This window comes from Actinocrispum sp. NPDC049592 (assembly GCF_040675465.1).
In the GTDB taxonomy this organism is placed as follows: Bacteria; Actinomycetota; Actinomycetes; order Mycobacteriales; family Pseudonocardiaceae; genus Kibdelosporangium.
This window is the reverse complement of the sequence record NZ_JBFAPA010000017.1, coordinates 192,218-215,204: the sequence shown is the minus strand read 5'-3', so window position 1 is coordinate 215,204 and position 22,987 is coordinate 192,218. Positions and strand designations below refer to the sequence as shown.

Annotated in this window: 25 protein-coding genes and 1 tRNA gene; 23 read left to right on the top strand and 3 right to left on the bottom strand. The window is 67.8% G+C overall.

Annotation, left to right across the window (positions count from 1 at the left end; all coding sequences use genetic code 11):
- Positions 1-3 precede the first annotated feature (3 nt).
- Complete coding sequence (locus AB0J95_RS35970; protein WP_364768346.1) at positions 4-471, top strand: MaoC family dehydratase N-terminal domain-containing protein; 468 nt, start codon at positions 4-6, stop codon at positions 469-471.
- Complete coding sequence (locus AB0J95_RS35965; protein WP_364768343.1) at positions 468-875, top strand: MaoC family dehydratase; 408 nt, start codon at positions 468-470, stop codon at positions 873-875. The genes AB0J95_RS35970 and AB0J95_RS35965 overlap by 4 nt, the downstream gene beginning before the upstream one ends.
- A 96-nt stretch (positions 876-971) precedes the next feature.
- Here AB0J95_RS35965 and AB0J95_RS35960 read toward each other — a convergent pair whose 3' ends face one another.
- On the bottom strand, positions 972-2,198 hold the full coding sequence (locus tag AB0J95_RS35960; RefSeq protein ID WP_364768340.1) for a pyridoxal phosphate-dependent aminotransferase: 1,227 nt from the start codon (positions 2,196-2,198) through the stop codon (positions 972-974).
- 183 nt (positions 2,199-2,381) lie between these two features.
- Here AB0J95_RS35960 and AB0J95_RS35955 point away from each other — a divergent pair.
- The 5 genes from AB0J95_RS35955 (at position 2,382) to rplA (ending at position 5,111) form a co-directional block, all read left to right on the top strand.
- Positions 2,382-2,454 (top strand) — tRNA-Trp (locus tag AB0J95_RS35955).
- A 40-nt stretch (positions 2,455-2,494) separates the two neighbouring features.
- A complete protein-coding gene (gene secE, locus AB0J95_RS35950; RefSeq protein ID WP_364768337.1) occupies positions 2,495-2,938 on the top strand; it encodes a preprotein translocase subunit SecE in 444 nt (147 codons plus the stop codon).
- A gap of 53 nt (positions 2,939-2,991) precedes the next feature.
- Positions 2,992-3,750 (top strand): transcription termination/antitermination protein NusG, encoded by a 759-nt coding sequence (gene nusG / locus AB0J95_RS35945; protein WP_364768334.1) that lies wholly within the window; start codon positions 2,992-2,994, stop codon positions 3,748-3,750.
- A gap of 87 nt (positions 3,751-3,837) precedes the next feature.
- A complete protein-coding gene (rplK, locus tag AB0J95_RS35940) occupies positions 3,838-4,269 on the top strand; it encodes a 50S ribosomal protein L11 (RefSeq protein ID WP_364768331.1) in 432 nt (143 codons plus the stop codon).
- A gap of 122 nt (positions 4,270-4,391) precedes the next feature.
- Positions 4,392-5,111, top strand: a complete 720-nt coding sequence (gene rplA / locus AB0J95_RS35935; protein ID WP_364768328.1) for a 50S ribosomal protein L1 — start codon at positions 4,392-4,394, stop codon at positions 5,109-5,111.
- A gap of 60 nt (positions 5,112-5,171) precedes the next feature.
- On the opposite strand, the gene AB0J95_RS35930 is transcribed toward rplA, so the two are convergent.
- Entirely contained in the window at positions 5,172-5,966 is a 795-nt protein-coding gene (locus tag AB0J95_RS35930; protein ID WP_364768325.1) for a hypothetical protein, read from the bottom strand.
- A 248-nt stretch (positions 5,967-6,214) separates the two neighbouring features.
- On the opposite strand from AB0J95_RS35930, the gene rplJ reads away from it, so the two are divergent.
- Together rplJ and rplL are read left to right on the top strand one after the other, a co-directional pair.
- A complete protein-coding gene (gene rplJ, locus AB0J95_RS35925; protein WP_364768322.1) occupies positions 6,215-6,775 on the top strand; it encodes a 50S ribosomal protein L10 in 561 nt (186 codons plus the stop codon).
- Positions 6,776-6,814: 39 nt separating this feature from the next.
- The gene (gene rplL / locus AB0J95_RS35920; protein WP_364768319.1) at positions 6,815-7,201 is read left to right on the top strand and encodes a 50S ribosomal protein L7/L12; all 387 of its coding nucleotides are present in this window, start codon (positions 6,815-6,817) and stop codon (positions 7,199-7,201) included.
- A 251-nt stretch (positions 7,202-7,452) separates the two neighbouring features.
- Here the strand turns inward: rplL and AB0J95_RS35915 are convergent, their stop codons facing one another.
- Positions 7,453-7,890 (bottom strand): VOC family protein, encoded by a 438-nt coding sequence (locus tag AB0J95_RS35915; RefSeq protein WP_364768316.1) that lies wholly within the window; start codon positions 7,888-7,890, stop codon positions 7,453-7,455.
- Between the two features lie 43 nt (positions 7,891-7,933).
- Here AB0J95_RS35915 and AB0J95_RS35910 point away from each other — a divergent pair, with 43 nt between their 5' ends.
- From AB0J95_RS35910 to AB0J95_RS35845, 14 genes are all read left to right on the top strand, one after another.
- On the top strand, positions 7,934-8,845 hold the full coding sequence (locus AB0J95_RS35910; protein WP_364768313.1) for a YafY family protein: 912 nt from the start codon (positions 7,934-7,936) through the stop codon (positions 8,843-8,845).
- Positions 8,846-9,027: 182 nt separating this feature from the next.
- Positions 9,028-10,188, top strand: a complete 1,161-nt coding sequence (locus AB0J95_RS35905) for an ABC transporter ATP-binding protein (protein ID WP_364768310.1) — start codon at positions 9,028-9,030, stop codon at positions 10,186-10,188.
- The gene (locus AB0J95_RS35900) at positions 10,185-10,979 is read left to right on the top strand and encodes an ABC transporter permease (protein WP_364768307.1); all 795 of its coding nucleotides are present in this window, start codon (positions 10,185-10,187) and stop codon (positions 10,977-10,979) included. The genes AB0J95_RS35905 and AB0J95_RS35900 overlap by 4 nt, the downstream gene beginning before the upstream one ends.
- 6 nt (positions 10,980-10,985) lie before the next feature.
- Positions 10,986-11,810: an ABC transporter permease gene (locus AB0J95_RS35895; RefSeq protein WP_364768304.1), complete on the top strand. Its 825-nt coding sequence runs from the start codon at positions 10,986-10,988 to the stop codon at positions 11,808-11,810.
- On the top strand, positions 11,807-13,138 hold the full coding sequence (locus AB0J95_RS35890) for an MCE family protein (protein WP_364768302.1): 1,332 nt from the start codon (positions 11,807-11,809) through the stop codon (positions 13,136-13,138). The genes AB0J95_RS35895 and AB0J95_RS35890 overlap by 4 nt, the downstream gene beginning before the upstream one ends.
- Positions 13,135-14,160 carry an MCE family protein gene (locus tag AB0J95_RS35885; RefSeq protein WP_364768299.1) on the top strand — a complete coding sequence of 342 codons (1,026 nt, stop codon included), beginning with the start codon at positions 13,135-13,137 and terminating at the stop codon, positions 14,158-14,160. Before AB0J95_RS35890 ends, AB0J95_RS35885 begins: the two co-directional genes overlap by 4 nt.
- Complete coding sequence (locus tag AB0J95_RS35880; RefSeq protein ID WP_364768296.1) at positions 14,157-15,140, top strand: MCE family protein; 984 nt, start codon at positions 14,157-14,159, stop codon at positions 15,138-15,140. Before AB0J95_RS35885 ends, AB0J95_RS35880 begins: the two co-directional genes overlap by 4 nt.
- Positions 15,137-16,306: an MCE family protein gene (locus AB0J95_RS35875; RefSeq protein WP_364768293.1), complete on the top strand. Its 1,170-nt coding sequence runs from the start codon at positions 15,137-15,139 to the stop codon at positions 16,304-16,306. The genes AB0J95_RS35880 and AB0J95_RS35875 overlap by 4 nt, the downstream gene beginning before the upstream one ends.
- Positions 16,303-17,481 carry an MCE family protein gene (locus AB0J95_RS35870; RefSeq protein WP_364768290.1) on the top strand — a complete coding sequence of 393 codons (1,179 nt, stop codon included), beginning with the start codon at positions 16,303-16,305 and terminating at the stop codon, positions 17,479-17,481. Before AB0J95_RS35875 ends, AB0J95_RS35870 begins: the two co-directional genes overlap by 4 nt.
- A complete protein-coding gene (locus AB0J95_RS35865) occupies positions 17,475-18,731 on the top strand; it encodes an MCE family protein (protein WP_364768287.1) in 1,257 nt (418 codons plus the stop codon). Before AB0J95_RS35870 ends, AB0J95_RS35865 begins: the two co-directional genes overlap by 7 nt.
- Positions 18,731-19,261 carry a hypothetical protein gene (locus AB0J95_RS35860; RefSeq protein ID WP_364768284.1) on the top strand — a complete coding sequence of 177 codons (531 nt, stop codon included), beginning with the start codon at positions 18,731-18,733 and terminating at the stop codon, positions 19,259-19,261. The genes AB0J95_RS35865 and AB0J95_RS35860 overlap by 1 nt, the downstream gene beginning before the upstream one ends.
- Before the next feature lie 22 nt (positions 19,262-19,283).
- The gene (locus tag AB0J95_RS35855) at positions 19,284-20,279 is read left to right on the top strand and encodes a hypothetical protein (RefSeq protein ID WP_364768281.1); all 996 of its coding nucleotides are present in this window, start codon (positions 19,284-19,286) and stop codon (positions 20,277-20,279) included.
- A 94-nt stretch (positions 20,280-20,373) separates the two neighbouring features.
- Positions 20,374-20,937 carry a DUF2017 family protein gene (locus AB0J95_RS35850; protein WP_364768278.1) on the top strand — a complete coding sequence of 188 codons (564 nt, stop codon included), beginning with the start codon at positions 20,374-20,376 and terminating at the stop codon, positions 20,935-20,937.
- Between the two features lie 1,367 nt (positions 20,938-22,304).
- Positions 22,305-22,853 (top strand): hypothetical protein, encoded by a 549-nt coding sequence (locus AB0J95_RS35845; protein ID WP_364768275.1) that lies wholly within the window; start codon positions 22,305-22,307, stop codon positions 22,851-22,853.
- Positions 22,854-22,987 lie beyond the last annotated feature (134 nt).

Sequence of the window (22,987 nt, the reverse complement as noted above, 5' to 3'; positions counted from 1 at the left end):
CCCGTGGCTCTCGACACCTCCTACATCGGACGGACCTACCCGGCGTCGCCCGTCTACGAGGTGAGCCGGGCGAAGATCCGCGAGTTCGCCGAGTCGATCGGTGACGACAACCCGCTCTACCTGGACCCGGCCGCGGCACGCGCGGCCGGGTATCCGGACGTCATCACCCCGCCGACGTTCCTCACGATCATCAACCTGGCCGCGATCAACGTGGTGATCCAGGACCCGGACCTCGGACTGGACTACAGCCGGATGGTGCACGGCGACCAGGGCTTCACCTACCACCGCCAGGTGCACGCGGGTGACGAGCTGCACGTGATCGTGCACATCGAGAACATCATGTACCGCGCGGGCAACGACTTCATCAACATGCGCGCCGACGTGCACGACACCACCGGCGAGATCGTCGTGGTCAGCCGCGCCCAGCTGGTCGTGCGCGAGGCCGTGAAGCCCGAAGAGGTGCCCGCATGACCGCCGCGGTCGGGGACGAGCTGCCGGCCCTCACAGTCCGGGTGACCCGCCGGGACCTGATCCGCTACGCCGGTGCGTCGCTGGACTTCAACCCCATCCACTGGAACGAGAAGTTCGCCAAGGACGTCGGCCTGCCAGACGTGATCGCGCACGGCATGCTCACCATGGCCCTCGCCGGCCGCGTGGTGACCCAGTGGGTCGGCGACCCCGGCAAGATCCTCGAGTACGGCGTCCGCTTCACCCGCCCCGTCGTGGTCCCCAACGACGACAAGGGTGCCGAGGTCGAACTCACCGGCACCGTCAAGGCCATCAACGACGACGGCACCGCCCGCGTTGACATCACGGCGAAGTTCGACGGCAAGACCGTCCTCGGCAAGGCCAACGCCCTCTTGAAGCTCTCCTAGCCCGCGCCTGCCTGCTGGCGCGATCTCGGTGCTAAGCGAAGAGGCGCCGCCCCCGTAGCAGGGGACAGCGCCTCCGTGAAAACCGCTCGGCGGGCCTCAGAGGGCTTCGCGCAGCAGGTCCGACATCCGGTCCACGCCCGCGACCAGGTCGGTGTCGCTGAGCGCGTACGAGAGGCGGAAGTAGCCGGGCGTGCCGAAGGCCTCACCGGGCACGACGGCGACCTCGGCCTCCTCGAGCACGATCGACGCGAGGTCCAGGCTGGTCTCCGCCTTCTTGCCGCGGATCTCCTTGCCCAGCAGGCCCTTCACCGAGGGGTACACGTAGAACGCGCCTTGGGGTGTCGGGACGTCGACGCCGGGGATCGAGGACAGCATCTCCACGATCGTCTTGCGGCGGCGGTCGAAGGCCGTGCGCATCTCGTGCACCGCGTCCAACGGGCCCGAGAGGGCGTTGATGGCCGCGCGCTGGGCGATGTTGCACACGTTCGAGGTGAGGTGCGACTGGAGGTTGGCCGCCGCCTTGGTGACGTCCGCGGGGCTGATCATCCAGCCCACCCGCCAGCCGGTCATCGCGTAGGTCTTGGCCACGCCGTTGACGATCACGCAGGTGTCCGCGAGCTCCGGGACGACCACCGGCATGGACTCGGCCTTGGCGCCGTCGTAGACCAGGTGCTCGTAGATCTCGTCGGCGACCACCCAGACGCCGTTCTCCACCGCCCAGCGGCCGATCGCCTCGACCTGCTCACGCGGGTACACCGAGCCGGTCGGGTTGGACGGGCTGCAGTGCAGCAGGGCCTTCGTGCGCGGGGTGCGCGCGGCCTCCAGCTGCTCGACCGTGGCCAGGTAGTTCGTGCTCTCGTCGGTCATCACCGGCACCGGCACGCCACCCGCCAGCGTGATCGCCTCCGGGTAGGTGGTCCAGTACGGCGCCGGCAGCAGCACCTCGTCGCCCGGGTCGAGCAGGGTGGCGAACGCCTGGTAGACGGCCTGCTTGCCGCCGTTGGTCACGATCACCTGCGACGCCTGGACGTCGTAGCCGCTGTCGCGCCTGGTCTTCGCCGCGATCACGTCCCGCAGCTCCGGCAGGCCCGCGGCGGGCGTATAGCGGTGGTTCTTGGGGTCCGACGCGGCCGCGATGGCCGCCTGGACGATCGGCTCGGGGGTGGGGAAGTCGGGCTCGCCCGCGGCGAAGCCGATCACCGGGCGACCGGCCGCCTTGAGCGCCTTCGCCTTGGCGTCGACCGCCAGGGTCGCCGACTCGCTGATGCCGCCGATCCTGGCCGACACGCGCGAGCGGCCGACGGCGGAGGTGACTGCTGACATGCCTGCATACTCGCAGATCGGCACCTGGTCGACGGGGCTGGGGTGACCGCGATTGATGGGCCCCGATCGGCTTGCCGTACACTTCTCGTTCGGACAGGCTCGCACCTAGCCCCACACGGTCGGACGTGACAGAGTGGGGAGGGTAGATCTCGTCCACCTGACCGATCGGGAACCCGGTCGTTTAGGGGCGTAGCTCAATTGGCAGAGCAGCGGTCTCCAAAACCGCAGGTTGCAGGTTCAAGTCCTGTCGCCCCTGCAAGTAGGCGGGCACACAGCTGGCGAGCGGAGGAACTGGCGTGAGCGAGGAGCCGGGCAAGGAGCGGGACGAGGAGCAGAAGCCCCAGTCCCGTCCGGTCACCGCGGCCGCGCGGCGTGAGCGCCGGGCGGCGACTCGTCCTGCCGCGCGCAAGGACAGCGCCAGTGACTCGGCCGAGACGCAGAAGGCCAAGCCGGTCGCCAAGCCCAAGTCCAAGCCGGCCGCCGAGGGGGCCGAGGCCTCCGACCGCAAGGGCCGCGCGACCCCGTCGCGGGACGTCAAGGAGAAGCGTCCCGGGATCTTCGCGCGGATCTTCCGGTACCTCCGCGAGGTGGTCGCCGAGCTGCGCAAGGTCATCTGGCCCACGCGCAAGCAGATGCTCACCTACACCGCGGTCGTCCTGGTCTTCCTGGCCGTGATGGTCGCCGTCATCGCCGGCCTGGACATCGGGATCGGCAAGGGCGTGTTCGCGCTCTTCGGCTGACGGCCGGGCGCGGGCAGGCGGACATCGAGCTCAACCAAGGAAGCGAGATCACAGTGACCTCCGAGAACGGGACCGGGCTGGACGGCTCGGTCGACGAAGAGGTCGTCGATGCCCAGGACGAGGAGTTCCTGGCGGAGTCGGGGACTGACGCGGACGAGACCGACGGCGAGCTCGTCGCCGAGGAGACCGTCGCCGCGGACGAGGAACCGGCCGACCCGGTCGCCGAGCTGAAGGACGCGCTGCGGCGCGCCCCCGGCGAGTGGTACGTGATCCACTCCTACGCGGGCTACGAGAACAAGGTCAAGACCAACCTCGAGACGCGCATCCAGACCCTGGACATGGAGGACTACATCTTCCAGGTCGAGGTGCCGACCGAAGAGGTCACCGAGATCAAGAACGGCCAGCGCAAGCAGGTGCAGCGCAAGGTGCTGCCCGGCTACATCCTGGTCCGGATGGATCTCAACGACCCGTCCTGGAGCGCGGTCCGCAACACCCCGGGCGTCACCGGCTTCGTCGGCGCCACGTCCAAGCCGTCCCCGCTGACCATCGACGAGGTGGCGAAGTTCCTGCTGCCCCAGGTCGAGCAGGCCAAGCCCGCCGCGGGCAAGGCCGCATCGACCGCGGCGAAGCCCACCGTCGAGGTCGACTTCGAGGTCGGCGAGTCGGTTACAGTTATGGACGGCCCCTTCGCGACCCTCCCGGCGACCATCAACGAGGTCAACGCGGACGCGCAGAAGCTCAAGGTCCTGGTGTCGATCTTCGGCCGCGAGACTCCGGTCGAGCTGTCGTTCAGCCAGGTCTCCAAGATCTGACCGGCCCTCCTTCTCGGGGGTCCGGCGGCCGCGCGGCGACAACGGCAGGTTCGTCGCGCGGACTCACGCAGGAAACAGGAATACGAGATGCCTCCCAAGAAGAAGAAGCTTGCGGCGATCATCAAGCTGCAGATCACGGCCGGCCAGGCCAACCCGGCACCGCCGGTCGGCCCGGCGCTCGGCCAGCACGGCGTCAACATCATGGAGTTCTGCAAGGCCTACAACGCCGCGACCGAGTCGCAGCGTGGCACCGTGGTGCCGGTCGAGATCTCCGTGTACGAGGACCGGTCGTTCGACTTCAAGCTCAAGACCCCGCCGGCCGCGAAGCTGCTGCTCAAGGCCGCCGGTGTGGACAAGGGCAGCGGCGAGCCACACCGCACCAAGGTCGCCAAGGTGACCTGGGACCAGGTGCGCGAGATCGCCGAGACCAAGAAGGCCGACCTCAACGCCAACGACATCGACCAGGCAGCCAAGATCATCGCGGGCACGGCCCGTTCGATGGGCATCACGGTCGAGTAATCCACAGTCTTTCTTGAGAAGTCGTGGGAGGGCGTTGTCAGCCCTGACCACTGCTGATCCGGTCGCGCGCCGAAGTTCTCTTGACCGCTGAGGCGCCGTTCAATACAGAGGAACAGTTCAACATGGCAAAGCACAGCAAGGCCTATCGTCAGGCCGCCGAGCTGGTGGACAAGGCGCGGCTGTACTCGCCGCTCGAGGCCGCCAAGCTCGCCAAGGAGACCTCCAAGGTCAAGCTGGACGCGACCGTCGAGGTCGCCATCCGGCTGGGTGTCGACCCCCGCAAGGCCGACCAGATGGTCCGCGGCACCGTGAACCTGCCGCACGGAACCGGCAAGACCGCCCGGGTCATCGTGTTCGCGACCGGTGAGAAGGCCGCCGAGGCCGAGGCCGCCGGTGCGGACGCGGTCGGCGCGGAGGACCTGATCGAGCGCATCCAGGGCGGCTGGCTCGACTTCGACGCCGCCATCGCCACCCCGGACCAGATGGCCAAGGTCGGCCGGATCGCCCGGATCCTGGGCCCGCGTGGCCTGATGCCCAACCCGAAGACCGGCACCGTCACCCCGGCCGTGGCCAAGGCGGTCGCGGACATCAAGGGCGGCAAGATCAACTTCCGGGTGGACAAGCAGGCCAACCTGCACCTGGTGATCGGCAAGGTGTCGTTCGACCAGGAGAAGCTGGTGGAGAACTACGCCGCCGCGCTGGACGAGGTCCTGCGGGCCAAGCCGTCCTCCGCCAAGGGCCGCTACCTCAAGAAGGTCACCTTCTCCACGACGATGGGCCCCGGCATCCCGGTGGACCCGGCTCGTACCCGTAACCTGCTGACCGACGAAGCGGCTGTCTGACACCCGCTTCCCAGGTTCTCCGAAAGGGCGGTCCCGTTGCGGGGCCGCCCTTTCGGCGTGTCAGCGTGAAGTCGTCGTGGGCACTGTTGGTGTGGGCGTTGAGGATCCGCTCGCGCTGGGGGCCGGGCACGGGTTGGGTTCCGGTTCGTGCCCGGAGATGACCCAGCCGTCGCCGCGTTTGGTGACGATGAACAGGCCCAGGCCCTGGGTTCCGGGCTTGAGGTACAGGTCGTGGCAGGAGCTGAGCTGCACGTTGTTCTTGCCGGTGATGTCCACCAGCGGCGTGCTCTGCAACGGGCCGACCTTGGTTTCCAAGCCGCGCAACAGGTTCGGGCAGTCCGAGCCGCCCAGGTCGCGGGTGAACGACGCCTTGGCCTCCTTGGTGAACAAGGTGCACGCCAGCGTCGCGAAGTCCTGCTGCTGGTTGAACCCGGTCTTCGAGGCGTGGCTCGTGTACTCGTAGAGCGACTCGACCGCGGCGCCCGGCGTCCCGGATCCCTTGCCGGTGTCGGATTCCTGGCCGGGACCGGCCGACCCCTGGGTGCCGAGGCCGTCGTCCTGCGGGCCAGGGAAGAAATAGTTGTACGCCCACACCAGCAGGAGGATCACGACCAGCAGGTAGGCCAGTTTGCGGACCGCCTTGCTGAACAGGATCTTCTTCCACATCGGGCGTCCGCGGCCGGGCGGCAGCTGCGGCGGCATCGTGCCGGTGCCGCCTTCGCCCTGCGCCTCCTTGAACGCCAGGAACTGCTGGAACTGTTGGAACTGCTCGAACTGGCGATACTGCTCGGGGTCGACGGGGGGTGTCGCGCGCGGTTCGAGATCGCGGCGGGGCGGGTGCTCGTTGTCGGCCACGTCACTATCATGCCGGGGCGATTTGGAGAGCGCGCCGGGCGTCCCGTATCGTTTGTCGAAGTTCTACCGAAGACCGCTGGTCTCTTCCCCGTGAAGATGAAGATCCCTTCGTTGAAGGGTGGCCCGCGCAGGAGGAACGTGGCTGGTTGAGTTTGTTTCGCCTACGCCCGTGCCTGCGCGCCGGGCGTTTCGTCTTTTCCGGGGCAGTGCAGACCTCGCGGTCGACAGCCCAGAGAGAGGAGGCGAACATGGCGAAGCCGGACAAGGTGGCCTCTGTCGCCGAGATCGCGGACAAGTTCCGCACCAGCTCGGCTGCCGTCGTCACGCAGTACAGCGGCCTCTCCGTGTCGCAGCTGACCACGCTGCGCCGCGCTCTCGGCACGACGGCTACCTACCGCGTCGCGAAGAACACCCTGGTCAAGCGCGCCGCCGAGGACGCCGGTGTGGAGGGCCTCGACGCCCTGTTCACCGGTCCCACCGCGATCGCGTTCGTCGACGGCGAGCCCGTCGACGCGGCCAAGGCGCTTCGTGACTTCGCGAAGGACAACAAGGGCCTGGTCATCAAGGGCGGCTACATGGACGGCCGCCCGCTCACTGTCGCCGAGGTCGACCAGATCGCCGACCTCGACAGCCGTGAGGTGCTGCTCGCCAAGCTGGCGGGCGCGATGAAGGGCAACCTCGCCAAGGCCGCCGCGACCTTCGCGGCACCCGCGACGCACTTCGCTCGCCTGGCCGCCGCGCTGCAGGAGAAGAAGGCAGCAGGCGCCCCGGCGGCCGAGGCCCCGGCCGAAGCTCCCGCCGAGAGCTGACCCAACCCCCACACGTTTTTAGTAGAAAGGACCGCCACCATGGCGAAGCTCACCGCTGACGAGCTGCTCGAGACCTTCAAGGAGATGACCCTCCTGGAGCTGTCGGACTTCGTGAAGCAGTTCGAAGAGGTCTTCGACGTCAAGGCCGCCGCCCCCGTCGCCGTTGCCGCCGCCGGCCCCGCCGGTGCCGCCCCGGCCGAGGTCGAGGAGCAGGACGAGTTCGACGTCGTCCTCGAGTCCGCCGGCGACAAGAAGATCCAGGTCATCAAGGTCGTCCGCGAGGTCGTCTCCGGCCTGGGCCTGAAGGAGGCCAAGGAGCTGGTCGAGTCCGCTCCGAAGCCCGTCCTGGAGAAGGTCGCCAAGGAGGCCGCCGAGGCCGCCAAGGAGAAGCTCGAGGCCGTCGGCGCCAAGATCTCCCTCAAGTGATCTAGCGTCACCCACGCTCGAAGGGCCGTCCCGTCAGGGGCGGCCCTTTTCGCGTCCCGCGCGGTTGTCCACACCCACTCACGTGAGGCTGGACCTCCACCAGGACCCCCGCGCTCAGTGCTCACCAGCGCCGCATTGCGCTTGGGGTGCGGCCTCGGGCGTGGGCGCCGCGAGTTGGGGATGGCGTTGGATGTTGGGGTGTCGAATGGGACGGGTGGGCCGTCGACCCCCAGGCGGCGGCCCACCCCGGGTTAGTCGAGGCAGAATTCGTTGCCTTCTGGGTCGCGCATGACGATCGTTCCCGCTGCCAGTGGCGGGTTGGGGTCGAAGCGTTGGAGGCGGGTGGCGCCGAGGGAGGTGAGGCGGGTGGCCTCGGTTTCGAGGGCGTTCATGCGCTCGTCGCCCTGGAGGCCCGGGGCCGCGCGGACGTCGAGGTGGACGCGGTTCTTGGCCTGCTTGGACTCGGGCACGCGCTGGAAGAAGATCCGGGGGCCGTTTCCGGCGGGATCCACGAGGGCGTTGGCGTCGTTTCGGCGTGACGCCGGGACGCCCATGGCTTCCAGGGCGTCGTCCCACGTTGCGAAGCCGGTGGGTGGGTCCTGCAGCTTGTAGCCGAGGGCTTCGGCCCAGAACGCGGCCAGCGCCGCGGGGTCGGCGCAGTCGAAGGTGACCTGGATTTCGCGACTCATGGACACAGCCTGCCGCACAACCCGGACAGGTACGTTCCTAGATATGGAAGGCACGACCGAGCGGGTACTGCGGTTGCTGGCGTTGCTGCAGCGGCGGCCGTCGTGGACCGCGGCCGAACTGGCTGCCGAGCTGGGGGTGACCGACAGGTCGATCAGAAGAGACGTGGAGCGCCTGAGAGCCCTCGGGTACCCAGTGCACGCGACGGCGGGTCCCGCGGGCGGATATCAACTGGGCGCCGGGACCAGGTTGCCGCCGTTGTTGCTCGACGACGAGGAAGCGATCGCGACGGCGGTGTCGCTGCGGCTCGCGTCGGGTGGGACGGTCGCGGGGGTGGGCGAGGCAGCGCTGCGGGCGTTGGCCAAGCTCGACCAGGTCATGCCGCCGCGGCTGCGCGAAGAAGTCCGCACCGTCCACAACGCGACCGACACCTTCGGCGGCTCCAGCGAGATCCACACCGACACCCTGATGACCCTGGCGCGCGCCTGCCGAGACGCCCTGCGAGTCCGGTTCCGGTACCGCGACGAGGAACGCACGGTCGAGCCCGTCCGGGTGGTCACCGGCGGACGCCGCTGGTACCTGATGGCCTGGGACACCGGCCGCGAGGACTGGCGCACCTTCCGCCTCGACCGCATGCGGGACCTCAAGACCACCACGTGGCGGTTCAAACCCCGCGACCACCCCGACCCGGTCGCCTACGTCCAGCGATCCGTCACCGACGCGCCCTACCGATATCTCGCCCGGATCCGGATAAAGGCCCCGCCCGACCAGGTCCGGAAACTCATTCCGCCGCTCGCCGGGCGCGTCGAGGGAAACGTCCTCATCTTCGGCGGCGAGGACCTCGACTGGATGGCCGTGTATGTGGCGAGGATCCCATTCGAGGCCGAAATCCTCGAACCGGCGGAACTGAAAACGGCCGTTGCCAATTTGGCAAACCGGTTGACCCGGCTGGTGTGACAGGGGGCATTAACCGCGTACATCCGAGCGGCGTATTGTCCAGGGCCGGGTGGCCTACCGCACGTTGATTCGACCAGGCGCCGGCGAGTCTGTACCTTGCCCGTACCAAGCAGTAACCCCGGCAGGTCCGACTCGTTGCACCTGACGACGACATGTGCCGTGTACACAGCTCGGGAGGGTCGATGGGCGCCGAAGTGGTGGTCGAAGGTCTGACGAAGTCCTTCGGTCGGCAGACCATCTGGCGAGACGTCACGTTGACCCTGCCGCCCGGCGAGGTCTCGGTGATGCTGGGTCCGTCCGGAACCGGTAAGTCCGTGTTCCTCAAGTCGATGATCGGCCTGCTCAAGCCGGACCGTGGCCGCTGCATCATCAACGGCGTCGACATCGTGCACTGCTCCGAGCACAAGCTCTACGAGATCCGCAAGCTCTTCGGCGTGCTGTTCCAGGACGGCGCGCTGTTCGGGTCCATGAACCTGTACGACAACATCGCGTTCCCGCTGCGCGAGCACACCAAGAAGTCCGAGACCGAGGTCCGTCGGATCGTGCTCGAGAAGATGGAGATGGTCGGTCTCACCGGCGCGGAGCGCAAACTCCCCGGGGAGATCTCCGGCGGGATGCGCAAACGGGCCGGCCTGGCCCGCGCCCTGGTGCTGGACCCGGAGATCATCCTGTGCGACGAGCCGGACTCCGGCCTCGACCCGGTCCGCACCGCGTACCTCAGCCAGCTGCTGATCGACCTGAACGCACAGATCGACGCGACCATCCTGATCGTCACGCACAACATCAACCTCGCCCGGACCGTGCCGGACAACCTGGGCATGCTGTTCCGCCGCGAGCTGATCATGTTCGGCCCGCGCGAGGTCCTGCTGACCTCCGACGAGCCCGTCGTGCGCCAGTTCCTCAACGGCAGCAGGCTTGGCCCGATCGGCATGTCCGAGGAGAAGGACACCGCCACGATGGCCGCCGAGCAGCGGATGGCCGACGAGGGCCACCACGACGGGTCCACAGAGGACGTTCGCGGTGTGGTGCCGCAACTGCAGGTCACGCCCGGACTTCCGGAGCGGATGGGTATCCGGCGGCGCAAGGACCGGGTGATGAGCATCCTGCACACCCTGCCGCCCGCCGCGCAGGAGGGAATCATCGAAAGCCTCACGCCCGAGGAGCAGGCGCACTACGGCGTCCGCCCGCACATGTTCGCGCAGGCCGCCGCGACCGTCCCGGCCGGGCACAGACCAAGGCCGACGCCCGCACCGCGGGAACGTATTCAGGGTGACCTCGGCGTGGCCGATCTGCCGGAGACCCAGTGGCGGCCGCCTGAGCAGGGACAGGGTGGTGGGGTGTGACAAGCAGGACCACCAGGTCGTCATTCCCTGGTGCGGGCGCACTTCGCGAGACCGGCCAGATGTTTGCCCTCGGCCTCGATGTCGTGCGCGGGTTCTTCCAGCGACCGTTCCAGTTCCGCGAGTTCATCCAGCAGTCCTGGTTCATCGCGAGCGTGTCGATCCTGCCCACCGCGCTGGTCGCGATCCCGTTCGGCGCCGTTATCGCGCTGCAGCTGGGATCGCTGGTGACCCAGCTGGGCGCCCAGTCGTTCATGGGTGCGGCGAGCGTGCTCGCCATCATCCAGCAGGCTTCGCCGCTGGTCACCGCGCTGCTCGTGTCGGGCGCCGGTGGCTCGGCGATGTGCGCGGACATCGGCGCGCGGACCATCCGCGAGGAGATCGACGCGATGGAGGTGCTCGGCGTCAGCGCGGTGCAACGACTCGTCGTGCCCCGGGTGCTGGCGTCGATGCTGATCGCGGTGCTGCTCAACGGTTTGGTCAGCGTCGTCGGTGTGCTCGGCGGCTACTTCTTCAACGTGGTCCTGCAGGGTGGCACCCCCGGTGCCTACCTCGCCGGGTTCTCCGCGCTGGCACAGCTGCCGGACCTGTGGATCAGTGAGCTCAAGGCGCTGATCTTCGGGTTCATCGCCGGGGTGGTCGCGTGCTACCGCGGCCTCAACCCGCCGCCCGGCCCGAAGGGGGTGGGCGACGCGGTGAACCAGTCCGTGGTCATCACGTTCCTGTTGCTCTTCTTCGTGAACTTCATTCTGACCACGGTGTACCTGACGGTCGTCCCGGCGAAGGGGAGCTGACGCGAGATGACCGTGCGCGACCAGTTGCGCCGCCCCTTGGACATGCTGGACAAGGCCGGCGACCAGATGTCGTTCTACATCCGCGCCCTGGCGTGGATCCCGGCGACGATCACCAAGTACATGCGCGAGACCCTGCGCCTGCTCGCGGAAGTGAGCTTCGGCAGCGGGGCGCTCGCGGTCATCGGCGGCACCATCGGCGTCATGCTCGGCCTCACCCTGTTCGTCGGAACCGTTGTGGGCCTTCAGGGTTACGCCGCGCTGAACCAGATTGGCACGGCCGCGTTCGCCGGGTTCGTCTCGGCTTACTTCAACACCCGTGAGATCGCGCCGCTGGTCGCCGGGCTCGCGCTGTCGGCCACCGTCGGCTCCGGGTTCACCGCCCAGCTCGGCGCGATGCGGATCTCCGAGGAGATCGACGCGCTCGAGGTGATGGGCGTGCCGAGCCTGCCCTACCTGGTGACCACGCGGATCATGGCCGGGTTCATCGCGGTCATCCCGCTGTACATCATCGGCCTGCTCAGTTCGTACGTGGCCGCGCGCACGATCACGGTGTACTTCTATGGCCAGTCAGCGGGCACGTACGACCACTACTTCGACCTTTTCCTGCCCCCGCAGGACGTGTTCTGGTCGTTCGGCAAGGTGCTGATCTTCAGCGTCCTGATCATCCTGACGCACTGCTACTACGGCTACCGCGCCAGCGGCGGCCCGGCGGGCGTCGGTGTCGCCGTCGGCCGCGCGGTGCGCACGACGATCGTTTCGGTGACATTGCTCGACTTCTTCCTGAGCCTGGCGATCTGGGGTACCACCACGACGGTGAGGATCGCCGGATGACGACACTCAGGCGCCGTCTGCTCGGCGTCGCGTTCATCGCGATGCTGGTGGGGTTCGTCGCGCTCTCCATCGCCTTCTTCAACAAGTCGTTCTCGTCCTTCGTCACCGTCAACCTGAGCACGGACAAGGTCGGCAACCAGCTGCAGCAGCGCTCGGACGTCAAGGTGCGCGGGCTGATTGTGGGCTCGGTGCAGGACATCCGGCCGACCGCGCACGGCGCCGAGCTGACCCTCGCGCTGGACCCGGACAAGGTCGACCTGATCCCGAGCAACGTCACCGCGCAGTTCCTGCCCAAGACGCTGTTCGGCGAACGCTATGTGGCGCTGCAGATCCCGCAGCAGCCCTCGGCGCACGCGCTGCGGGCCGGTGACCACATCTCGCAGGACAAGTCGACCAGCGCGATCGAGGTGGAGAAGGCGCTCAACGACCTTCTCCCGGTGCTGCAAGCGGTTCAGCCGCAGAAGTTGTCCAGCACGCTGACCGCGATCTCGACCGCCCTGGAAGGCCGTGGCAAGCCGCTCGGTGACACCCTCGCCGAGCTGGGCCAGTACGTCGGCGAGCTGACGCCGCACATCCCGCAGCTGCAACACGATCTGCAGGCGCTGGTGAAGTTCTCGGACACCTACAGCGAAGCGACGCCGCAGCTCGTGCAGGCGCTCAACGACCTGACGGTGACGTCCAAGACCGTCGCCGAGCAGAAGGACAACCTGTCCACTTTGTACGGAAACCTGACCACCGCCTCGGTCGACCTGCAGACCTTCTTGCAGGTCAACAAGAACAACCTGATCAGGTTCGCCGACTCGTCCCGGCCGACGCTCGAGGTGCTGGCCAAGTACGCGCCCGAGTACCCGTGCTTCCTGCGGCAGATGACCGAGTCCATCCCCGCGCTGGACGTGGCCTTCGGCAAGGGCACCAACGAACCCGGCCTGCACGCGACCATCGAGGTCACGGTGAACCGGGGCGCCTACAAGGCGGGTCAGGACGAGCCGCGGTACGAGGACAAGCGCGGCCCGCGGTGCTACGACTTCCAGAAGTTCCCGACCCCGTTCCCGCAGCACCCGCCGGACGGGCCGCTCAAGGACGGCTCCAAGTCGCCGCCGCCGGCCCGCAGCGCGCAGGACGGTGTGCTGCCGCCGAGCCTGATCGGCCAGGTCGTGTCCCCGCAGTCGGCTTCGATGGACGCCGGACTGCCGAACACCGAGGCGGAGCAGAAGTTCGTGGCCGCGATCATGGCCGGACAGCTGGGCATGGCGCCCGATGACGTGCCGACCTGGACGACTTTGCTTGTCGCACCGGTGTTCCGGGGAGCGGAGGTGACCGCGAAATGAGGGGCCTCGCCGCGCCGTTGGTGAAGCTGGCGCTGTTCATCGTGATCACCGTCGTGGCCACGACCATCCTGGCGATCTCCATCGCGAACGCCAACCTGTCGTCGACGAACTCGTACTCGGCGCGGTTCACCGACGTGACTTCGCTGCTACCGGGCGACGATGTGCGCATCGCGGGCGTCCGGGTCGGACAGGTCGAGGATGTGTCCATTGCGGACCGCAAGCAGGCCGAGGTGAAGTTCTCGGTCGATGCGGGCCGCCGTCTGCCCGCAGGTGTCACCGCGCAGATCAAGTTCCGCAACCTGGTCGGCCAGCGCTACATCGCGCTCGGCCAGGGCACCGGCTCCGGGCTGCTCGAGCCGGGTGCGACGATCCCGTTGGAACGCACCAAGCCCGCGCTCGACCTGACCGAGTTGTTCAACGGTTTCAAGCCGTTGTTCCGGGCGCTCTCGCCGGACGACGTCAACAAACTGTCCTACGAGATCATCCAGGTGCTGCAGGGCGAGGGCGGCACGGTCGACTCGCTGCTGGCCCACACCGCCACGCTGACCTCGGCGATCGCGGACAAGGACCAGGTGATCGGCGAGGTGATCACCAACCTGAACAGTCTGCTGGACACGGTGAACGCGCACGGCTCGCAGCTGTCGGACCTGATCGTCCAGCTGCAGCAGCTGGTTTCGGGCCTGGCCGCGGACCGCAAGCCCATCGGTGACGCCATCCAGGCGTTGTCCGGGCTGGCCGTCACCACCGGCGGGCTGCTGGCCGAGTCGCGCGAGCCGTTGAAGAACGACATCGCCGGACTGGGCAGCCTGACCAAGAACCTCAACGACAGCGAGCAGGTCGTGGAGCACTTCTTCCAGTTCATGCCGGAGAAGCTGACCGCGTTGACCCGGACCGCCAGCTACGGCTCGTGGTTCAACTTCTTCCTGTGCTCGGCGTCCGGGTCGGTGGCGTTGCCGCCGTTGATCTCCCAGCCGATCAGCATCCCGATCGCGCCGGTCAGTCAGCCGAGGTGCAAGGCATGAAGTCGTTCCGTTCCCGCAACCCGATCACGATCGGCATCACCGGTCTGGTGGTGATCGCGCTGGTGCTGCTGGCCGCGATCTACTCCGACGACCTGCCGATCATCGGCGGCGGCACCACGTACAAGGCGGAGTTCTCCGAGGCCGCCGGGATCAAGCCGACCGACGAGGTCCGCGTCGCCGGGGTGAAGGTCGGCAAGGTCACCGACGTCTCGCTGGCGGGCAACTCCGTGGTGGTCGCGTTCAAGGTCAAGGACGCCTGGGTGGGCGACCGGACCAGAGCGGCGATCAAGATCAAGACGTTGCTGGGGCAGAAGTTCCTCGCGCTGGAGCCGGACGGCACCGCGGTGATGAACCCCAGCCAGCCGATCCCGCGCAGCCGCACGATGGCGCCCTATGACGTGCTCGAGGCGTTCCGCGGGCTGGCCGACACGGTCAACGAGATCGACACCCCGCAGCTGGCCAAGAGCTTCGAGGTGCTCTCGCAGACGTTCGAGGACACGCCGGACAACGTGAAGGGCGCGCTGGACGGGCTGTCGGCGTTGTCCAAGACCATCTCCAGCCGGGACGACCAGCTGGCGAAGCTGCTGGACAACACCCAGCAGATCACCCAGACGCTGGCCGACCGCGACGCCGAGGTGCAGAAACTGTTGGCGGACGGCAACTTGCTGCTCGACGAGATCAAGAAGCGCAAGGCGGCCATCGACGCTTTGCTGACCGGCACGCAGAAGCTGTCCGAGCAGCTCAAGGGCCTGGTGGACGACAACAACAAGCAGCTCGACCCGGTGCTCACCCAGCTCGACCAGTTCACCGCGATGCTCCAGCGCAACCAGGAGGACCTGGGCAAGGGCATCGAGAAGCTGGCGCCGTTCGTCCGGGAGTTCACCAACACCCTGGGCAACGGCCGCTGGTTCGACAACTACATCTGCGGCCTGCTCCCGCCGTCCGTCGGCCCGATCAACCCGCAGGGGTGCCTGCCATGAGCACTTTCAGGACGCGCAGGTCGCAGGACCTCGGACGGGGCGTGGCCATCGCCTGTGTGCTGGCGCTCGTGGCGGCACTCGTGTTGTGGTTCGTCCTGCGGGACGGCAACAACAAGCGGATCACCGCGTTCTTCGGTGGCGCCGTTGGTCTTTACGCGGGCAACGACGTGCGGGTCCTCGGTGTCGCGGTCGGCACCGTGGACAAGGTCGAGCCGCAGGGCGACCAGGTGCGCGTGGAACTGTTGGTGGACAACGACACCCCGATCCCGTCGGACGCGTCCGCGGTGATCGTGGCGCCGTCCCTGGTCAGCGACCGGTACGTGCAGCTCGGCCCGGCCTACGTCGGCGGCCCGCAGCTGCGCAGCGGCGCGACCATCGACCGCTCCCGCACCGCGACGCCGCTGGAGGTCGACGACCTCTACGCGTCGCTCAACCGGGTCAGCACGACGCTGGGTCCCAATGGTGCCAACAAGAACGGCGCCCTGTCGGACCTGCTGAACACGCTGGCCAAGAACCTCGAAGGCAACGGCGAGGCCGCGCACGACACCATCAAGCAGCTCGGCGAGGCGGCCAGAACCCTGTCCGGCAGCCAGGAACAGCTCTTCTCCACAGTGGACAACCTGCAGAAGTTCACCGGGACCCTGGCCGACAGCGACAAGAACGTCCGGCAGTTCTCCGAACAGCTCGCCGACGTCAGCAAGTTCCTCGCCTCGGAACGGACCAACCTCGCGCAGGCTGTCCAGCAGCTGTCCACCGCGCTGGAAAGCGTGCAGCAGTTCATCAAGGACAACCGCGCCCGGCTGAAGACCAATGTGGACAAACTCGCTTCGGTCACTCAGGTGCTGGTGGATGAAAGAGCCGCGCTGGCCGAGGTCCTGGACGTGGCCCCGCTGGCCCTGGGCAACGTGCTGAACACGTACAACGCGTCCTCGGGCACGCTGGACGCCCGCGCGGACCTCAACGACCTGACCAACCCGCCGATCGTGATGGTCTGCCGTCTGCTGAAACAGACGACCCCGGCGAACGTCCCGCAGATCCTCGCCGACACGTGCGGCAAGCTCGCGCCGGTGCTGCAGGGCGCATTGCCGCTGCCTTCGGTCGCGCAGGTGATCAACGGCCTGCAAAGCGGGAACGTGCCGATGCCGTTCGCGGGAGGTGCCAAGTGAGGCGCCTGATTCTCGCCGTAGCAGGCATCTTGACGTTGTCGTCGTGCAGTTTCGAAGGCATCTATGACCTTCCGTTGCCCGGTGGCGCGGACCTCGGCGACCATCCGTACACGGTGAAAGCCCAGTTCCGGGACGTGCTCGACCTCGTGCCGCAGTCCGGCGTGAAGGTCAACGAGGTCCCGGTCGGCCGGGTGGAGAACATCGCGCTGGCCAAGGACGGCTGGACCGCGGAAGTCACATTGCGGGTCAACGGGGACGTGCAGCTGCCCGCGAACGCTTTGGCTCAGCTGCGCCAGTCCAGCCTGCTCGGTGAGAAGTACATCGAGCTGACCTCGCCCGCGCCGGGCCAGGAGCAGGGCAAACTCGCCGATGGCGCGTACATCGGGCTGGACCGGACCAACCGCAACACCGAGGTCGAAGAGGTCCTCGGCGCGTTGTCCATGCTGCTCAACGGCGGCGGCGTCGACCAGCTGCACACCATCGCGCAGGAGCTCAACCAGGTCACCGAGGGCAACGAGCCGCAGCTGCGGGCCCTGTTGACCAATGTGAACAAACTCGTGTCCGATTTGGACGCCCGCAAGGGCGACATCACCAAGGCGTTGGACGGCCTGAACAAGCTGTCCGGCGTCCTCAATGGACAGAAAGACAAGATCGCCAAGGTGGTCGACGAGATCACCCCGGGCCTGAAGGTGCTGTCCGAGCAGCGGCCGCAGCTGGTGTCCATGCTGCAGAGCCTCGACCAGCTCTCCGGCGTGGCGACCGACACGATCACCAAGAGCAAGGCGGACGTGGTCGCCGACCTCAAGGCGCTCACCCCGACCCTGCAGAAACTCAGCGAGGCCGGGACGAACCTGCCGAACGCGCTGCAGATCCTGCTCAGCTTCCCGTTCCCGGACTCCGCGGTGGCGGGCGTGAAGGGCGACTACTTCAACCTGTACGCCAAGCTGGACCTCAACCTGCAGGAAGTGGTGAACAACCTGGGCCGCAGCCGGCAGAACCCGTTGCAGGACATCCCCCTGCTCGGCCAGCTGACCAGCGGCAAGGAGGGCACCCAGCCGGGCACCCCGCCGCCGCTCGGCGTGCCGAACCTGTCCAGCCAGCAACCGGCCCAGAAGCCGTGTAACTCGGGGGCGGGCGGTCTGCTCGGTTCGTTGCTGGGAGGCAACAAATGCTGACCCGCCGGACCAGGATGCAGATCGTTGCGTTCTTCGTGATCGCGATCGTCGCCGTGGTGTACGCGTTGTTCCGGTTCACCGGGCTGGGCAAGGTGTTCGGCGACGAGGGCTACACCGTCAAGCTGGAGCTGATGGACTCCGGCGGCATCTTCACCAACGCCGAGGTGACCTACCGGGGCGTGCAGGTCGGGCGGGTCGGCGAGATCCGGCTGACCCACGACGGCCTCGAGGTCGACCTGGACATCGCGCCGGACGCGCCGGACATCCCCGCCGACCTGGAGGCCGTGGTGGCCAACCGGTCCGCGGTCGGCGAGCAGTTCGTTGACCTGCAACCGAAGAAGGACACCAGCCCGTACCTGACCGGGTCGTCGGTGATCGCCGCGGACAAGGCGCGCGTGCCGCTGTCCACCGACAAGGTCCTGCGGGACCTCGACGACCTGGCCGTTTCGGTGCCGACGGGGTCGTTGCGGACCGTGGTGGACGAGCTGGACAAGGCGTTCTCCGGCACAGGCCCCGATCTGCAGGTGCTGCTCGACTCGACCGGCAGCTTCACCCGCGCCGCGAACGAGCACCTGCCGCAGACCCTGGACCTGTTGAAGTCCACCGGGACCGTGCTGGACACGCAGAACCTCGAAGCGGGCAACATCAAGGACTTCAGCGCCAGCCTGGCGCAGCTCAACGAGCAGCTGAAGAACTCCGACGGCGACATCCGCCGGCTGATCGCGGCCACCCCGCAGGCCGCCGAACAGGTCTCCGGTCTGTTGCGCGACTCCGGCAACTCGCTGGGCATCGTCCTGGCGAACCTGCTGACCACGTCGAACATCCTGGAGACCCGGACCGCGGGCCTCGAACAGGCACTGGTCACGTACCCAGTCGTCGCCGTCGGGTCGCACACCGTGGCGCCGGGCGATGGCACCGCGCACCTCGGTCTGGCGCTGAACCTGTTCAACCCGCCGCCCTGCGTGAAGGGCTACGAGCAGACCAAGCGCCGCGCCGGTAACGACGTTGCGCCTGCTCCGGCCAACGAGCAGGCCTACTGCGCCGAACCGGTCGGCAGCCCGATCAACGTCCGCGGCTCCCAGAACGCGCCCTTCGGAGGTAAGGTCGCTGCTCCGAGCCAGGCGCAGGTTCAGGGCAACGCAGGCCGTCCGCAGCAACAGCTCGCCGAGCAGGCGAGCCTGCCCGGGTTCGGGCAGAACCCGCCAGGACCGCTCAACCTGATCCAGCTGCTGGGTCTCACGGGAGCATGATGACGAAGCTGTACCGCCCCGCACTGATCGTGTCGATCGTGTTGCTGGTCATCGCGGGTGTGTTCGCCGGGATTTTCGGGGTGATGTGGGCGACCGCGTCCGGCCCGGACGCCGACGTCGCCCGCGCCCGCGAGGAGGTCGCGTCCACCGGCGCGGCCGCGGTGGCCACCCTGACCTCGCTGAACTACCAGAACGTGGACGCCGTCTACCAGGGGTTCCTGGACGTGTCGACCGGCGCGGTGCACGACGACTACGTCAAGAACCAAGAGGACTTCAAGAAGCGGATCCGGGACAGCAAGGTGGTCACCACCTCCTCGGTCCGCGAGACCGCCGTCCAGGACGTGAACCTGCAGAAGAAGGAAGCGACCATCCTGGTCGTGGTGGACACGAAGGTCACCGAGACCGGTGCGCAGAACCCCGACCCCAACCCGGTCAAGCGGCTGCGCATCGAGGCGGCGCTGGACCAGACCGACGACGGCTGGAAGGTCAAGGGTCTGCGTCAGGTGCCTTACTCGGCAACCGGTCAGTGAGCGTCTAGGAAGGACATCGACAGTGCCACCCCCGCGTCGCCGACCCGCCGCGTCGCCGGCCCGGCGCCCCAAGGTCGCCGGGCTGGGCCGGCATGCCGCGCCCGACCCCGCGGACACCGACTCCGTCGCCGACTCGGGCCCGTCCGCACGGCATTCCGCCGATCCCGTTCCGCCCGCGGACGCTCCCTCTGGTGGGGACGAGGTCGTTGAGGACGCTCCCACCGAGACAGCGTTCGACGGCCCCGTGATCGGGCTGACCAGGTCGCCCGGCCGTCCGTCGGCCAAGACCCGTGACTCCGGGACGCTGGTTCCCGACGAGGAGGAGGTACCCGAGCGGCCGAGCCGCTCGCAGCGCCGCCGCCGGTTCGCTGGCGCGCCCGCCGCTCCGCTGCCCGCCGAGCCGGAGCCTCGCCGTGCGTCCGCTTCGGTCGCCGAGGCCGACCCGGAGACCGACGCCGACTTGGACGTCGACGATTCTGTTGATGAAGTCGAAGAAATTGTCGAACCGAGACGGCCTTCGTTCTTGCTGCCGATCGGCCTGGTCGTCCTGGCATTGCTGGTGGCCGGTCTGGGCTGGTGGTTCACGATGAAGAACACCGACGCGCGAGTGGGTTCGGGCAACACCGCGTTGGCCGATGCGAACGCCACCAAGGACGTTGTCGGCGCCGCCCAGCAGGCCGTTTCCGGCGTGTTGTCGTACAAGTTCGACGAGATGGACCAGGCGGGCGCGCGGGCGAAGCAGTACCTCGCCGGTGACGCCGTCGGCCAGTACGACAAATCAATGCAAGCGTTGTCATCGCAGATCCAGTCGCAGAAACTGCAGGTCACCGTGAATCCGGTGAGCGTCGCGGTGGTGCGGCTGAACGGCGACGACGCGCGTGTTCTGGTGTTCGCCGACCAGATCGGCGTGCGCGAGGATAAGCAACCCGCCGGCGGTCCCACGCAATTCGCGATGGACATGCACCGCGCCGACGGAAAGTGGAAGATCGTGAAGCTGGACTTCTTCGACGGCAAGTAACGTGTCCAGACCTGTGCTGCCGCAATGAATTCCGTGATGATTCGGTGGCGTAGGAAGAGATCGTCGGGTATTTCTGGACGGTGTGCACCTCACCGTGTGTTGGGACCGTGCCGGTGACGACGTCATAGGCGTCTTCAGCCCGCACGCGGTGGCCTGGCTGCGCCGGCAAATGTCCGGCTACGAACAGCTGCTCGAATGGCGGTATATCAACTACCGCACCGAGGACCCGACCGCGGAGGCACTCGGAATACCGGTGGCGGGCGAACCCGCCGAATACCCGCCATTGGTGGCGGCGTTGCGCGAGATCATCCCGGCGGACGAACCGGACCCGGTGAAGCTGTGGTGGGAGCCGGACGTGGTGCGATGGCTGTACGCGGGCGCGCGCATGGTCCTGGACACCCTCCCGGAGTCCGGCGGCGTGGTGGTCCTGCGTGAACCGCACGAGATCGAGGCGTGGCAGTACGCCGTGCTCAACATGCGCGTCGTCTTCGCCGTGGCCGCCGGCGTCTGGCCCATCCCACCCGGCACCGAACAAGCCCGCCACACCATGCCCAAAGTCGACCCCACCCGCCACGACCACGACCGCCACCTCACCGACTGGCTGAAAACCGTGGTCGACACCCTCACCGAACTCACCGAACCCGCCGCCACCTCCTAACCCACCCCCGGCGTGTCCCCCTTTCCTCCACCCCGTGTCCCCCGTTGGTCGCCCGTGTGTCCCACGTTCGGACCCGCCGGTGATCGCAGACGATGCGGACCGCTCGCACCTTGAGACCCGACTGCGTGGATGTGGACAGGTGGTCTGAGTGTGGACAACTGCGCTGCTCACGAACGCAAGCGACGATCTTTGTCGGTGGCCGCCGATACGCTGGATTTCGGGGGCCGGCGGCCGAGCCGGACCTCGACGCGAACCAGCACACCGCCCCTGACCAGCGCAGATCTGACCAGTATGGATCTGGCGGCGCCGATCTGACCAAGCAGATTCCGGGCGCTATCCGGCACGCCATGGCCGGTTCGCGGAGATCGACCAGACGTCGGCCGAGCCCGGCGACGTGTCAGGCCGCAATCTGTGGGGCTGCCGCCAGGGTGTCCGCATGCCGGTTGAGCTGCGCGGCTGTACCCGGCGATACGCCAGGACGCCTGCGATCCCGGCGATCCAGCGCTCGACCCACCAGACCGGATGATCACACTCCGCGATGCTTCAGGAGGCCTGCGGTTTGCGGATCCGGCGCCAGGTTGACCGGATGCTGGGCTGGGCTCGGTGGCTGCATCTGGCGATGTGTCGAGGGCCTGCGATCTGCGGATCCGGGCTGGGCCGACCGGCGGGGCGATCACACTCCGCGGAGCGCCAGGGGCCTGCGGTTTGCGGATCCAGTGCCGGGTGACGAGATGCTGGCCGAGCCCGGTGGCTGCACCTGGCGATGTGTCAGGCTGTGATCGGTGGGCCAGGGACAGTTGACCGGATGCCGGTTGAGCTCGGCGGCTGTACCCGGTGATGCGTCGGGGCTGCGATCCGCGGATCCAGTGCCGGGCCGACATGCCTCCGACTGCGCGAGGCCTTCGCGAACTCGGTCTCCTTGTCGATGATCCAGCAGTCCGGATGGCCCGCGGCCCGGTCAAGCGAGCGCCTGCCTGATCGTGCCGGGTCATCGCCGTCGGTACGTGAACGTGCCCGAAGAGCAGCGCAGACACGAGTCCTCGGCCGACGCGGAGTCCGGTCAGGACCGACCCTCTGACGCAGGCTCGCGCGGCCGACCAATGTGGAACACGGCCCCCGCGAACGTGGGACACACGGGCGACCAACGGGGGACACGCGGCGGAGGAAAGGGGGACACGGGGCGGAGGAAAGGGGGACACGGGGCGGAGGAAAGGGGGACACGCGGGGGGAGGAGGAGGGGGAGATGGCGGGTGGGGGTGGGTGGTTTCGTGGGTGATCACCCGTGGCGGTGATGTTCGGACACGACCGGGTAAAGCCCGACGTTCGGGTCTGTGCACGGGTGTGCACGGACAGTAAGTTGCGCGCCGATGAAAATTGCTCTGCCGTCCCATCGTGGGACCCTGGTGGCGGTTGCCGGCGCCACCAGTGCGGCCAAGGCGGAGGTCGCCGACGCGCTCGCGAAGCGGCTGGGTCCTGGCAGCCTGACGATCGGCAACCGTTCCTGCGCCGACCCGGAGTCGAGCGTCGAGGAGCTGATCAAGGTCGACGGCCGGGCCGCCGAGGACGCCATCACGATCGTGCGGATGGCCGAGTCGGCCGCGGTGAGGGCCGCCGAGATCGTGATCACCACGCGGCCGGTGATCGACGAGCTCGCCCGCTACCGCGCCGCCCGCAAGCTCCGCCACGAGTACGTCCAGCACCACGTGATGCGCCGGGTCGAGGACACGGTCGCGTGGGAGGCCGCCGACTACGACTTCGTGGTGTGGGCTCGGTCACCTTTTCCGGCCGCGCCGGTGCGTTGTTTTGACTCCGCGCTCGAGTCCGTACTCAAGGATCTGTGCGTGCCCTATCACTCCCTGTGCCCGCCTTTGATCGACGAAACGGTCGAACGCCTGGTAGTGTCCATCCCCCGCTAGCTGGTCCTTTCCTGTGAAAATGGCTCGTCCACGTGGGTGAACGCCGCGTGGCCCCTTGACTGGAGGGCACGGCAGGGTCACGCTGTTGACGTGAGCGGGCGGCCGCTACGACGGCCGCTGGACAGTCGCCGCTA